10 protein-coding genes are annotated in these 13,713 nt (G+C 61.8%); 2 read left to right on the forward strand and 8 right to left on the reverse strand.

Features of this window, described 5'->3' with window-relative positions:
* The first annotated feature begins 32 nt into the window (after positions 1 to 32).
* Positions 33 to 2,693, forward strand: a complete 2,661-nt coding sequence (locus tag EM6_RS13020) for a nitrate reductase (protein WP_126423594.1) — start codon at positions 33 to 35, stop codon at positions 2,691 to 2,693.
* A 210-nt stretch (positions 2,694 to 2,903) separates the two neighbouring features.
* Here the strand turns inward: EM6_RS13020 and EM6_RS13025 are convergent, their stop codons facing one another.
* The 4 genes from EM6_RS13025 to EM6_RS13040 all read right to left on the reverse strand — a co-directional run bounded on the left by EM6_RS13025 (position 2,904) and on the right by EM6_RS13040 (position 7,130).
* On the reverse strand, positions 2,904 to 3,713 hold the full coding sequence (locus EM6_RS13025) for an ABC transporter ATP-binding protein (protein ID WP_126423595.1): 810 nt from the start codon (positions 3,711 to 3,713) through the stop codon (positions 2,904 to 2,906).
* Positions 3,714 to 3,724: 11 nt separating this feature from the next.
* Complete coding sequence (gene ntrB / locus EM6_RS13030; protein WP_232037170.1) at positions 3,725 to 4,612, reverse strand: nitrate ABC transporter permease; 888 nt, start codon at positions 4,610 to 4,612, stop codon at positions 3,725 to 3,727.
* 75 nt (positions 4,613 to 4,687) lie between these two features.
* Positions 4,688 to 5,938, reverse strand: coding sequence for a CmpA/NrtA family ABC transporter substrate-binding protein (locus EM6_RS13035; RefSeq protein ID WP_126423597.1), 1,251 nt, complete (start codon positions 5,936 to 5,938; stop codon positions 4,688 to 4,690).
* Positions 5,939 to 5,951: 13 nt separating this feature from the next.
* Positions 5,952 to 7,130 carry an alginate export family protein gene (locus EM6_RS13040; RefSeq protein ID WP_232037171.1) on the reverse strand — a complete coding sequence of 393 codons (1,179 nt, stop codon included), beginning with the start codon at positions 7,128 to 7,130 and terminating at the stop codon, positions 5,952 to 5,954.
* Between the two features lie 679 nt (positions 7,131 to 7,809).
* Between EM6_RS13040 and EM6_RS13045 the strand changes: the two genes are divergently transcribed.
* Positions 7,810 to 8,043: a hypothetical protein gene (locus tag EM6_RS13045; protein ID WP_126423598.1), complete on the forward strand. Its 234-nt coding sequence runs from the start codon at positions 7,810 to 7,812 to the stop codon at positions 8,041 to 8,043.
* Here EM6_RS13045 and EM6_RS13050 read toward each other — a convergent pair.
* From EM6_RS13050 to EM6_RS13065, 4 genes are read right to left on the reverse strand one after another with little or no spacing between them, the layout of a single operon-like run.
* On the reverse strand, positions 8,012 to 10,396 hold the full coding sequence (locus tag EM6_RS13050; protein WP_126423599.1) for an ABC transporter permease: 2,385 nt from the start codon (positions 10,394 to 10,396) through the stop codon (positions 8,012 to 8,014). The genes EM6_RS13045 and EM6_RS13050 overlap by 32 nt on opposite strands.
* Complete coding sequence (locus EM6_RS13055; RefSeq protein WP_172961261.1) at positions 10,393 to 11,079, reverse strand: ABC transporter ATP-binding protein; 687 nt, start codon at positions 11,077 to 11,079, stop codon at positions 10,393 to 10,395. The genes EM6_RS13050 and EM6_RS13055 overlap by 4 nt, the downstream gene beginning before the upstream one ends.
* Before the next feature lie 5 nt (positions 11,080 to 11,084).
* Complete coding sequence (locus EM6_RS13060; protein ID WP_126423600.1) at positions 11,085 to 12,257, reverse strand: sensor histidine kinase; 1,173 nt, start codon at positions 12,255 to 12,257, stop codon at positions 11,085 to 11,087.
* Positions 12,247 to 13,458, reverse strand: coding sequence for a sigma-54-dependent transcriptional regulator (locus EM6_RS13065; RefSeq protein ID WP_126423601.1), 1,212 nt, complete (start codon positions 13,456 to 13,458; stop codon positions 12,247 to 12,249). The genes EM6_RS13060 and EM6_RS13065 overlap by 11 nt, the downstream gene beginning before the upstream one ends.
* Positions 13,459 to 13,713: the final 255 nt, after the last annotated feature.

Genomic DNA, 13,713 nt, shown 5'->3' on the forward strand with positions numbered 1-13,713 from the left:
CCTTTCCCTAAAAAGAGAGGGGGAGAGGTACAATGACCACCACCCAATCCACCACCTGTCCCTATTGCGGCGTCGGTTGCGGCGTCGAAGCGACGCTTGCTGGTCGTCAGATGACCGTGCGGGGCGATGGGGCGCATCCGGCCAATCAGGGCCGGCTCTGTTCCAAGGGCACGGCGCTCGGCAAGACCTTCGGGCTGGAGGGGAGGTTGCTCAGCCCGCGCCGTCGCACGCCACAGGGTTTTGTCGATACGACGTGGGACGCGGCGCTTAACGAGGTGGCCGGGCGTTTCCGTGACATCATCGCCGAACACGGGCCGGATGCGGTGGCTTTTTATGTCTCCGGTCAGTTGCTGACCGAGGACTATTACGCGGTCAACAAGCTGGCCAAGGGCTATATCGGTACGGCCAATATCGACACCAATTCGCGCCTGTGCATGAGTTCGGCGGTGGCCGCCCACAAACTGACCTTCGGGGCCGATCTGGTGCCGGGGGTCTATGATGATCTGACTGAGGCGGACCTGCTGGTCTTTAGCGGCCACAATGCCGCCTGGACCCACCCGGTTCTTTTTCGCCGCATTGAGGCGCGTCAGGATCAGTTCCGCGTCTGCATCGACCCGCGCCGCACCGATACGGCGAAGGCGGCCAACCTGCATCTGATGATTCGCCCTCAGACGGATGTCCGCCTGTGGAATGGCCTGTGCGCGCATCTGATCGCGCGTGATGCGCTCGATCATGACTTTGTGGATCAGCATACGCAGGGCTTTTCGCGCCTGATGGCCGCGCTCGCCGCCGACGATCAGAGCCTTGAGGCCGTGGCCGCGGATTGCGGTATCTCGCCGGCCGATTTGAAGACTTTTTATGATGCCTTTCTGTACACGGATAAGGTGGTGAGCCTGTTCTCCATGGGCTCCAACCAGTCGTCGCAGGGCGTGCACAAGGGGCTCAGCCTGATCAATGCCCACCTCCTGTCGGGTAAGATCGGCAAGCCGGGGGCCGCGCCGTTTTCGATCACCGGCCAACCCAATGCCATGGGCGGGCGTGAAGTGGGCGGGCTGGCCAATATGCTGGCCGCGCATATGGATTTCGATGACTCGTCGAAAGCCCTTGTGCAACGCTACTGGGGCTCACCGACCCTTGCGCCCAAACCCGGCCTGAAAGCCGTCGATATGTTTGAGGCGGTGCGCACGGGCAAGATCAAGGCTATCTGGATCATGGCCACCAACCCCATGGTGTCCATGCCCGACGCCAACCGCATCCACGAAGCCCTGTCGACGTGCGAACTGGTGGTCGTGTCGGACGTCATGGCACGCACCGATACGATGGACATGGCCCATATCCAGCTCCCGGCAGCCGCCTGGGGCGAAAAGGACGGCACGGTGACCAATTCCGAGCGCGTCATCTCAAGGCAACGCTCCCTGACCGAGCTGCCGGGGCAGGTGCGCCCGGACTGGGCCATCATTGCCGAGGTGGCGCGGCGGATGAACCCGGATTGGGCGCAGGCCTTTGACTGGGCCGGGCCGGATGAGGTGTTTGCCGAGCACGCCGGGCTGACGGCCTTTGAAAATAACGGGCAGCGTTTTCTCGATCTGGGCGGCCTCTGTGGCATGTCAAAGGCCCAATACGACGCGCTGATGCCGGTGCGCTGGCCCTTTCCGGCCGATGGCCTGCCGGCGACGCGCCTGTTCGCCGATGGGCGTTTCAACACGCCGAATGGTCGGGCGCGGCTGGTGCCGCCGGTGGTGCGCGGCCCGGCTCAGCCGCCGACGCCGGACTCTCCGTTCAGTTTCAATTCGTGCCGCGTGCGTGACCACTGGCACACGATGACGCGCACGGCGCTGGCGCCGGAACTGAACCGCCATATCACCGAGCCGACGCTGGACATCCACCCGAAGGATGCGCGGCGGCTGGGGATAGGTGACGGACGGCTGGCGGTTGTGACGACAGCGCAGGGCGAGGCCATCTATAAGGCGCGCGTGACCGACGATGTGCGCGTCGGCAACCTGCACGCCCCGATGCACTGGACACAGCAGTTCGCGCCCTTTGGTCGCTCAAACCCGCTGATCAATCCGGCGGTCGATCCCGTGTCCGGGCAGCCGGAGTTCAAGCACACCCCGGCGCAGGTGCGGGCCTTCGGCGAGGTCTGGCACGGGTTTCTGATGGTGCCGCGCGATTGCGACGGCGCGCCGCCTGTGTTTCAGCCGGATACGGTCTGGCGTCGCACCGCCTATGCCCACGCCGATGGCTATGAGATGGCGGGTACGGGCACGCCGGACAGCGCGGACTTTGACGCCACGGCGACGCTTGAGGACCCGGCCACCGGCATCCGGCGTCAGGTGCGCGTCGAAAACGGCCGTTTGACGCGGGTGTTCTTCATAGCACCGATCCACAAAAAACTGCCGCCACGCGACTGGCTGCTCGAGTGCTTCGGAGAGCCGGAACTGAGCGCGCCACAGCGTGCGGCGTTGTTGATCGGCCGGATGCCGGGTGTGTCGGACAGAGGCCGCATAATCTGCGCCTGCAACAGTGTGGGCGAAAACGCCATCCTAGCCTGCATAGACGATGGCGCGGCTACGGTCGAAGCGATCGGCGACGCGACGCGCGCCGGCACGGCCTGCGGCTCGTGCAAGGGCGAACTGAAACAATGCCTGTTGCGCCACGCTGAGGGCTTAAAAAAGGAAACGGTGCAAGCCTGATACCAAGGGTCATTGAAAATGACTCTTGGTATTCCATTCGAGGATGTCTCATGTCACTGACACATATGAGAAATCCTCGTTTCTTCAACGGCCGGATGCGGTCAGCATCTTCGGCCGTTGGTATGAGACAGGCCCAAACGCAAAAAAAACGCCGCCCGATCTTTGCGGGCGGCGTTTTTTTCATGGACGATTGTCTCAGGGCTGAGTGTTTCAGGCCGGTTCGGCCAGTGGGATGGGTGCGTGATCGTGGGCTTCGAGGAAGCTGACGATGCGACGGCGGCATTCGACAAACTGCGCATCCTGCATCACCACCTTACGGTCGCGCGGGCGCGGCGTCTTCACGTCCACGATCTCCCCGATGCGCGCCTTCGGGCCATTGGTCATCATCACCACGCGATCCGCCAGTAGAACGGCTTCATCCACATCATGTGTGATCATCAGCACGGTTGAGCGGATGCGTTCGTGCAGTTCCATCACCGTATCCTGAAGGTGGGCGCGGGTGAGGGCGTCGAGCGCGCCAAAGGGCTCATCCAGCAGCAATACCTTTGGCTCCATAGCCAGGGCACGGGCGATGCCGACGCGCTGCTTCATGCCGCCTGAGATTTCGCCGGGACGTTTATCCTTGGCGTGAGTCATCTTGACCAGTTCCAGATTGTGCAGCGTGCGGTCGTGGAGCTGTTTCAGGTTTTCCCTGGCACCGTAGAGCTTGGCGACGGCCAGACGCACGTTCTCATAGACGGTCATCCACGGCAAAAGCGAATGGTTCTGAAACACTACGGCGCGTTCGGGGCCGGGGCCTTTGATCTCTTTATTGTCGAGCAGGGCGGCCCCCAGCGTCACGGGCACAAGGCCCGCGACCACGTTCAGCAGGGTGGACTTGCCGCAACCGGAATGGCCGATGATCGACAGGAATTCGCCCTTATTGACGCTGAGCGAGACGTTGTCGAGCACCTGCGAGATGACGCCATCGCGCTCGAAATCGACATAGATGTTTTCAAGGGAAAGAAGCGGTTTGGACATGAGGTAACCTTTTAATCCGCAGTGGTGCCGCGCGAGACGTACTGACCCACAAGGGCCACCAGACGGTCGAGCACAAAGCCGACCAGACCGACCCAGACGAGGGCCACGATGATGTCGGACATGCGCGACGAGTTGTACTGATCCCAGATGAAGAAGCCGATGCCGACGCCGCCCAGCAGCATTTCGGACGCCACAATGGCCAGCCAACTCATACCGACCCCGATGCGCAGGCCTGTGAAAATGTGCGGCGTGGCGGCGGGCAGCATGATCTTGAAGAAGTATTCGGCGGGCGTCAGGCGTAACACCTTGGCGACATTGACATAGTCCTGCGGGATATTGCGCACGCCGACCATGGTGTTGATCACGATGGGCCAGATGGAGGTGATAAAGATGACGAACAGGGCCGACGGCTGGGCTTCGCGCAGGGCGGCCAGTGAGATAGGCAGCCAGGCCAGCGGCGGCACGGTGCGCAGGACCTGAATGATCGGATCGGTCCCCTTGCGCGCCCAATCGACCGTGCCGAGGAAGGCGCCCAGAAGAACACCGCACACGGCGGCCAGTCCAAAGCCGATACCTACGCGCGACAGGGAGGTCAGGACGTGCCAGAACAGGCCCTTGTCCACGCCGCCCCGGTCATAGAAGGGATCAAAGATCAGCTCCTGCGCTTCCATCAGGACCATGGAAGGCGAGGGCAGACCCCCCGGAAAGGCGGTGCCCAGCGCTTCCCACATCAGGAGCAAGGCGCTCACCGTGAGCAAAGGCATCAGGTAGTTCCCGGCCTTGTCAGCCAGCTTTCGCCGTCTGGAGGCCGCTATCTGTTTGGCCTGCGCCGCCGCCAGAAGGATCTGGTTATGTTCGGCGACCGGGTCTGCGGAGACATCAGTCTGAGGGGAGGTCATTTTGTGAACTTCAAAGGGCATGGAAACCTCAATATCCCTCTCCCCTGACGGGGAGAGGGTTGGGAGGGGCTTAAATCAGGCCAGCTTCTTGACGGGCTGGCTGGCGAGGTAGGCATTCGGGTTGGTCCAGTCGAAGGTCTTGCCATCGAAGAAGCGCTCGACACCGCGGGAATCTGCCGGGGCCGGGATGCCATACTGTTTGGCCACTTCGCGCCACAGGTCGGAGCGGTTGACCTTGTTGACCAGCGCCTTGGTATCCACGTCGTTGTCGATAATGCCCCAGCGCTTGTTTTCGGTGACGAACCAGGTGTCGTGCGACTTGAACGGGAAGCCGGCATTGTCGGCCCAGAATTTCATCAGATGCGCTGAACCGGAGACATTACGGCCATCGCCGTAATTGATCTTGCCCTGAAGGCGCGGCAGGATGTCGTTGATCGGGACGTTGATATACTGACGCCCGGCGGTGATGGCGCACATGGCGGGACGGTTCTTGTCGCACCATTGCTGGGCTTCCATGACCGCCGCGATCAGGCCCTTGGCGGCATTCGGGTACTTATCGACCCAGTCGGCACGCATCCCCAGCGCCTTTTCCGGATGGTTCATCCAGATTTCGGAGGTGGTGGTGGCGGTATAGCCGATCTTTTGATTGACCAACTGACCGTTCCACGGCTCACCGACGCAGAAGACGTCCTGCGTCCCGGCCTTCATATTGGCCACCATCTGCGGCGGCGGGATGACGATGGTGGAGACATCCGTATCCGGGTTGATCCCGGCGGCCGCCAGCCAGTAACGCACCCAAAGATCATGCGTACCGCCGCGATAGGTCATGGCCACCTTGGCCAGATTGCCGGCGGCCTTCATCTGGGCAAACTTGGCCTTGGCACCGGCGGCGTTCAGCCCGACCTGCACGTTTTTCAGATCGTTGCCGACGCTGATACCCTGACCATTGGTGTTTAGCCGCGCCAGAATATACATCGGTGTTTTGCGCGCCCCGACGCCGAGCGTGAACTGATAGGGCATGGGGCTGAGGATATGCGCCCCGTCGATGCCGCCGCCCTGTGAGCCCAGCACGATATTGTCGCGCGTGGCCCCCCATGAGGCCTGTTTCAGCACCTCGACATTGGGCAGGCCGTATTTGGCAAACAGGCCCTTCTCTTTGGCGATGATGAGGGGGGAGGCATCGGTCAGGGCAATAAAGCCCAGCTTGGCACCGGAAACCTCAGGCCCCTTACCGGCGGCAAAGGCCCCTGAGGGGAAAAGCCCTTTAGCGGCGGCGACGGTGGCGGCGGCCCCGATCAGGGCCTGACGGCGGGAAAAGGTGGTCATATCAGTCGGTCCCTTAAAGTTTGTATTCGAAGCCGACCCACACCTTGGTGCGCGAGGCGGGCATGAGGGTGTTGGCGCGCTCAAAGTCGGCATATTTCAGCAGCAGCGACAGGTTCTTGGTCAGGCCAGAGGCAAACTGCGCGTCAAACTCCGTGCCGATCGACTGGCTGAGGCGATCTGTCTCAAAATCGTGGTAGGCGAGCGTCAGGGTCGGGTTCTTGATCAGCGGGAAGGACGGATGGGTGTAGCCCGCCACCGTCAGGGTGTAGCTGAGGTTCTTGAACCCGTTGGCCATGGTCTTGTTGCCATTGAAGGCCAGCGCATCGGACCAGCCATTAAAGGCGTGCGCCGTAGCCAGCGGCGTAATAAAGCCGCGCGTGCCGTCGCCTTCAAAGGTCTCGTAACCAACCTTGAAGGTGTACATGTCCCAAGTCACCGCCCCGTCGATATTGGAAGCGGACAGCTCGAAATCGGCCGGGTTATAGCCATAGTCCGTCTGCTTGGCATAATAGCCGGAATAGGCCAGCTTGAAGGATGACACCCAGGCCGAACCTGACGCCTTGAGACCGATGGTATTGGTCGAGTTCGCCTTGGCATTCTCAAAATCGAGCGCGTAATCAAAAGCCTGAATCTTCAGGGCTTCATTGATCGGCAGGGTGACATTCAACAGGTGGCTGTCGGAATCCCAGTCGGCGCTTTCACCAAGGATACGGTTGACCTGAAACACATAGGCGTAGGTGACGGCCAGCTTGCCCACCGTGGTATCGACGCGCAAGGCATCGAAGGTCTGTTCGTCCTGACGCCAGCCGATATTGCCGATGAAGCGTGCATCATCGAGGAGGAGGCGCTGACGACCGGCGGTGACGGTGGTGAAGCTTGAGGGCGTCCACACCACCTGCGCGCGGTTCAGTTCGGTCACTGTAGGATCAGGAACGGTCGGATATTGCGTCTTGCCGTTGGTCGTCGAGTTATAGTCGTCATCCAGAGCGCGGACATCGTCGAATTCCACGAGGAATTTCAGGTTCTTCCAGTCCGCCGACTGAAAGCCGATGCGATTGCGCAGGGTCAGGGCTGACCCCTTTTTCAGCCCCGCCTGATCAACGCCCTCGTAGCGCAGACGGCTTTCCAGCAGGGGCTTACCCATGGCCAGCGCCTCGCCAAACGTCTCCTGAGCGAAAGCGGGGGCATACACCCCGCTTAAAAATGTTGCGCCGCACAAAATTAAAGGCGCGCTTTTCCGACGCAGCTTGAGATGGGCCACGGTCATATCCCCTGAAAAGAGCAAAAAAAAACGCCCCAGACTAAACCGCAGGTTCCCCTTGTGCGGTAATGGTCTGAGACGTCGTTGTCCGGTGATGGGCGAAGCCTTCTATGGCCTCGCCGTGTGTTATCCGCCTTTGGATAACACCGTCAGCGTCATATAACATTCATTGAGCGTCAATCTTTTTTTCGCATCTGCGTAAACTTTATGCAAAGCTACAAAGTTGTGATGTATTTTCGCCACGTTCATTCCGTGGCGTGTGAAGACGGTTTCAGCGGCTATAAACGCGCACGGTTTGCCGCCTCTATGAGTTCCCTAACTTTATTTTAGATAATATAGTCAGACAAATATTGCTCGCGTCGAGGGCGACGCCGTTGCTAGCATAGAGCCCAGTTGATGGGCACGTGCGGCTCTGCGCGGTCAGGGGCGGGTGTTCGTGTAGAGTGCGAAACGCCGTTCGGGCGCGTCTTGCCCCGGTGCGATCGGCGGGCCTGTGGCGTATCAAAAAGCTTAAAAGAGGGCAGGGTGTTACTGAAAAAACGTGTCAGGCGGCTGCGTTCGCGGTGCCCGTCTCCGCGCCCTCGATCCGTCGCGCGCGGAGACGCAAGAGGTGAGTGCCGACCCGACTCTGAGCGATGCGCAGTTCGCCGTACTGGACGCCGCGGGACTGATCCGGGGCGTGCAGTCCGTTCACTTCGTTTCGACCGTCAAGCATTTCTCGATCAATCCGCAGGAGACGGGGCGCACCACACTGAGTGCACAAATCTCGGAGCCGGCCCTGCGCATGAGCGACAATCTGGCCTTTGAACTGGCTAGGCATCCTGACGCAGAAGGGACGTCCTGACGCTGCGGTTTGACCATACGGCGTGCAGAAGGATGGCCCCGCCGGCGCAGGCACTGGTCGCCAGACTGGCCAGCACAAAGGGCAGGGGCGTCAGGGGCGCGTGCGCCGCGAACGTCCCCAGCCACTTTTGCAGGACGAACCCGGCCAGCGGCCAGGCGGTGATATTGGCGATCAGCAGGGGCAGCCAGAAGGGTCTGAGGCGGTGCCTCAAAAGATCGCCAAAATGCGCCCCCAAGGCCTTGCGGATCGCCAGTTCCCGGCTCTGGTGGCGAGTCAGGAAGACGCACAGCCCCATCAGCCCCAGAGCCGAGAGGACAATGGCAGCGGCGGCGACAAGGCGGCTGACGGCCACCTGCTGATGAAGGTCGTGATATTGCGAGGTCAGATAGTCCCGAAACGCTTGTCGGGCGATGGGTTCGGTCCCGCCAGTGTGACGCAGCCAGACCTGATCGATCTGTCTCAGGGTTTCGACCTCTCCCTGAGCTTTGACGCGGATGCTGAAATGCGTGAAAAACCGGTCGAAGCCGTCAAACATCATGGGGGCGACGGCATAATGAACGGTAGAAAAGCGGATATCCGGCACCACGCCGATAATGCGTGACTGCATGTGCGTGCGGTCGGTTTCGTATTCGAGCGTTTGCCCCAGCGCCTCCTGAGCCGACGCGAAGCCCAGGGCGCGCACAGCGGTCTCATTGATCAGGACGTCTCTGGGCGCAATAATCTCGGAAAACGTACTGTTTAGCCCGTGTCCGGCGCGCAGCTTGACCCCATAAACTTCAAAAAAGTCAGGGGAAACCGAGTTTCGGGTAAAGGACCGAACCCGTCCGTCCTTACCCTTCACCAGAGCGGGGCGCACGAAATTCGAGGTCGGGGCTCCGAAGGCCTCAGCGACGCCCGAAACCCCGTCCATCTGCTCGATTTCGTTGAGAAAAGCCCGGTTTATCCAAGGGTTGTCATGGCGCGGCACGATGTACAGATGATCTCCGTCAAACCCCGGCGCGGTGTAAAGCGCATAGTCCCATTGCCGCGAGACGACCTGCGCGGCGATCAGCAGGCTGATGACCAGCGTAAACTGCGCGATGATCCATCCCTGCCACCTTTGCGGCGGCTGTGTGCGCATCCGGGCCCGGCGCACCGCCGAAGGGGCGGTGACGATAATCGCCGGCAGCAGGGCCGATAACACGGCGAGGGCGGTGGTAATCAGCGCCATAATCGCGATCAGGCTTAGCGGAGAGGCCCACAGTTTCAGGTCCAGATTGAGGCTGTGGTTCAGATAGGGCAACAGCCGCTCGGTCAGGGCCAGCGCCACCAGAAGGCTGATCAGATGCACGATCAGGCTTTCGCGCAGCACCGTGGCCAGAAGATGCGCCCGCCCGGCGCCCAGCGCGGACAACAACGCCATTTCGGCTCCGCGTTCATTGGTTTCCGCCAGCACAAGCCCCGCATAGTTGGCACAGGCAATCGACAGGATAACCAAGGCAACCAGCGACAGGGCCACAAGCGTATCCACGTGTCCGCGCGCCTTCATCTGAAGGTCACCCCGTTCGTGCAGGTGCAGGTCTTTGAGGGCGATCAGTTCGTAGCTGACGGGGATGTTGTTCGGCCCCTGCCAGTTCTGATGCGTGAGCCGGCTGAGGGTTTGCGCCACCGTCTCCGGCCGGACGCCGGGGGCCATCTTCACATAGGTATAGCAGATACTCCACAGATAGCTGGGGTTGGCGTCGTGCAGCGCCAGCACGCTGTAGGCAGAACGCCCGGAAACGAAAAGTTCGCGGTCCAGATGCGTATTGGACGGAAAATCCTTCAGTATGGCCGTGACGCGCAGACGCTGATTATCCCGCGTCGTCAGGGTGCGGCCGAGCGCGTTCTGATCGCCGAAATAGGCTTTGGCCATGCGCTGCGTCAGGACGATGCTGTCGGGTGCGTTTAGTGCGGTCTTCAGGTCTCCGGCGACGGCGGGCAGGTCAAGCACCTCGAACAGGTTGGGGTCGGCCCAGAAAAAGCGCTCGCGGGCGATGCGGCGCGGCGTCGAAAAAGCCCATTCGACGGGGAGGAGACGCGCCACCTGCCGCGCTTCGGGCATATCCGACCGCATCCAGCGGGCTACGCCAGCGGGGGTGATGTCGCTGCCCACCAGAGGCTTGTTTTCCAGCCCGTACAGGGCCGACACCAGATAGACACGGTCGGAATCGCGGATAAAGCGATCAAAACTCAACTCGCTGCGGATAAACAGGCCGACGATCAGGGTCAGGGTCAGCGCGAGGCCCGTTCCGGCGATCATCAGGCCATAGACGCCCCAGCGGCGCGTCACGCTGCGCAAAACATAACCAAAGTCGCGTTGGGTCTGCCTCATGCCAGACGTCGGGTCGAAAGATGGATGCGGCCATCGTGCATTTCGACCACCCGTCCGGCGCGGTCGGCCTGACGGGGGGCGTGCGTCACGATGACCAGCGTGGTGCCGCGGCTGTTGAGTTCCGCCAGAATGCCCAGCACCTGAGCGGCATTTTGAGAGTCGAGACTGCCCGTCGGTTCGTCGGCCAGCACGATCTGCGGGTCGCCCACGATGGCGCGGGCAATGGCGCAGCGCTGCTGCTGCCCGCCGGACAATTCGCGCGGCAGATGGTCGGCCCGGTGCGCCAGACCGACCTTGTCCATGGCGCTCAGTATCCGTTCGTTTTCGTTTTTCAGATGATCACGCCGATAACGCAGCCCCAGCCGGATGTTTTCAAACACCGTCAGGTGGTCGATCAGGTTGAAGTTCTGGAAGACGAAGCCGATGCGCGAGGCCCGCAACAGGGCCCGTTCACGCCCCGACATTTCGGCAACGGCCCGGCCGTCAAAGCGATAGTCGCCGTGACTGGGGCTTTCCAGCGTGCCGATGATATTGAGCAGGGTGGATTTTCCGCTGCCCGACGGCCCGACAATGGCGACAAATTCACCCGCTTCGATGTCCAGACTGACGCCGCGCAGGGCGTTCACCGGGCGCGCATTTTCGGCATAGGTATGATGAATGTGCGTGAGCTGGATCAGCGGCATGGGGTCTATCCGGTGACCGGGAAGGTGAAAGCAAAGACCGTAGAGGCGGACGGCTCATCAAGCAAACCGAGATTGCCGCCGTGCGCCAGCGCGATCTGACGGGCCAGGTTGAGGCCCGTACCGGACCCGTGCGGCTTAGTGGAGGTGAAGGTCATAAACAGTCCGGCGCGCACGCTTTCGGCAATACCTTCGCCATTATCCGCGATGCGAATGACCACATCGTGTGGCGTATGGGATACGCGGACGCTGACCTGACGCAGACCGGCATTGGACTCGGTGGCTTCGACGGCATTGGTGATGATATTGATCAGGGCCTGACCGACCTGCGCCTCATCCAGCGCCACCCAGGGCACGCCTGCCTCGACCTCAAGGTCGAAACGGATACCGGCCATGGCGGGATTGCGTGTGAAAAAACGGAGCACGTCCTCGACCAGACGGCCGGGATGCACCGGCTGCAACTGCGGGGCGGGTAAACGGGCCAGCGCGCGATAGGCGTCGATAAAGCGGGTCAGGCTGGCCGAACGGCGCGACAGGGTGGTGAGGGCGTCGCGCGCGTGGTCGGCGGCTTCGCCTGACATCGGGCTGAGATAGTCCCGCGCGATATCGGCCAGCGATGAGATGGGCGTCAGGGAGTTCATGATTTCATGGCCCAGCACCTGAAGCGTATCGCGCAAGGTGGCGGCTTCGACGCGATAGATTTCCGACTGCACATCGGTCAGGGTGGCCAGCCGGAAGGCACCGTCCTCCGTCTGTACCTCGTTGAGGGTGAGGGCGTAGCGTCGCCCGAAGAGATCGAGCCGCGGCTCGTTCGGGGGCGTCAGGGCCGACAGCAGGGCTTCGCGACCGCGCACAATGGCGTCGTCGGTTTCAAACAGGGCGCGCGCCGCCCGGTTGACGGCCTGCGGCATCCCGCCGGGGGCCAGACTGATCAGGGGCAGGGGAATCTGATCCAGAAAGACGTGGACGGGATCGCTATGGCCCGTCGGCGCAGAGGCGGGCGGGAGCGCCGCGGCCGCCCGGTTTCCGCTCATCAGATAGGCAAACAGGATCAGACAGACGAGCGCCCCCAGCGCGGCATTGGCCCATAGCGCCCGGTTGACAGCGTCTCCGATAAAGGCAGCGCTCAGGGCCAGTGCCAGAAGGGCCAGCCCCTGCCTCAGGCGGGGCTCAGAGGCCATGTTTGGCCATCCTTCGATAAAGCGAAGGCCGGGTCAGACCCAGTTCTGCCGCTGCGGCAGACACATTGAAGTTATGCCGGTTAAGCGCTTCTTCAATCAGACTTTTTTCTGATTGCGCCAGATTGCCTCTGGGGGCGTCGCCGGCCGCGTCGGGGCGATCGTGCAGGCGCAGGTCGTCAGGCGTCAGGGTCGGATGGTCCGACAGGATGATGGCGCGTTCAATCACGTGTTTCAGGGCGTGGACATTATCGGTCCACGCTTCGGCCTGAAGACTGGCGCGGGCTTCCGGCGACAGGGTGCGCGGGTGAAAGCCGTGCAAATGACAGGTGGTCAGAATAAAATGCTCGGCCAGAGGCACGATGTCTTCGACCCGTTCACGCAGGGGAACGAGGGCGATATCCATGGTGCTGAGGGCGTACATCAGTCCGCGGTCCAGCCCGATTTCGCCGCGGGGTCTGGCGCTGGTGGAGATGACGCGGCTGTTGGAACGCGGGGCGCGATGCAGATAGCTCAGCAGGGCGGGAATGATCTTGTCCGGCAGGCGGTCGATATTTTCGAGGATCAGCGTGCGGTTGGGCGTATCGTCAAGGTCTTCGGGGCACAAGGTGGCGCATTCCACCACGCTGAGGCTTGAGCGGCGCGACTGATGATGCAGGACCGTCGCCGCCAGCGACTTGCCCGTTCCGGTTTCGCCGCTGAACAACACGGGGATGGTCAGGGCGGCGCAGCGGTCCATGGCCGCCATGATGCGGCGCATGGGCTCGGACAGGCCGATCAGGGCCGGGGGGCGGGTGGGGGCGAGCGTGTCGGTACGCCGCGACGCAAGGGTCGCTTCCACGGTCGCCAGCAGGCGCTCATTGTTCCACGGCTTCATCACGAAGTCGCGCGCCCCGGCCCGCAAGGCCTGAACGGCGATCTGAAGCCCGCTATGCCCGGTGACGACAATGACGCTGAGGCTCGGATCGTGGCGCAGCATATCCGCCAGACCGTCAAGGCCCTCCTGACCGGAGGTCTGCGATTTGGAAAAGTTCAGATCGAGCAGCACCAGATCGACCGGCCTGGTGGCCAGCAGGCTGAGGGCGCTGACGGGCGACGCGGCCTCCAGATAGGCGTATCCGGCCCGTCGGAACAGAAGCTCGGCCGTTTTGCGTACATCCGCGTCGTCATCAACAAACAGAAGGGTGCGAGAGGCTTCGGACATGTACGCTTTCGGACGGAGCGGTCAATTGAGCGGACACCTTGTGGGCGCCCTTGAAAAAAGTCAACCAATACTGTCTGTTATCTATGGTGGAGGCGTCTGGTAAACTGCGTGGGTCAACGCTGACGATTCGATGCGGCGACGGACGAAACGCGCGGATGTCAAAAAATGCGCAGCCACACACGCAGAGGCCGATTGCTCTCTGTGTTGGTCTGACAATAATCTAAAAATCCGGTCTGTGCGCGTCAAGGTCGCCGC

Origin of the sequence: Asticcacaulis excentricus (assembly GCF_003966695.1) — a bacterium.
Lineage (GTDB): Bacteria > Pseudomonadota > Alphaproteobacteria > Caulobacterales > Caulobacteraceae > Asticcacaulis > Asticcacaulis excentricus_A.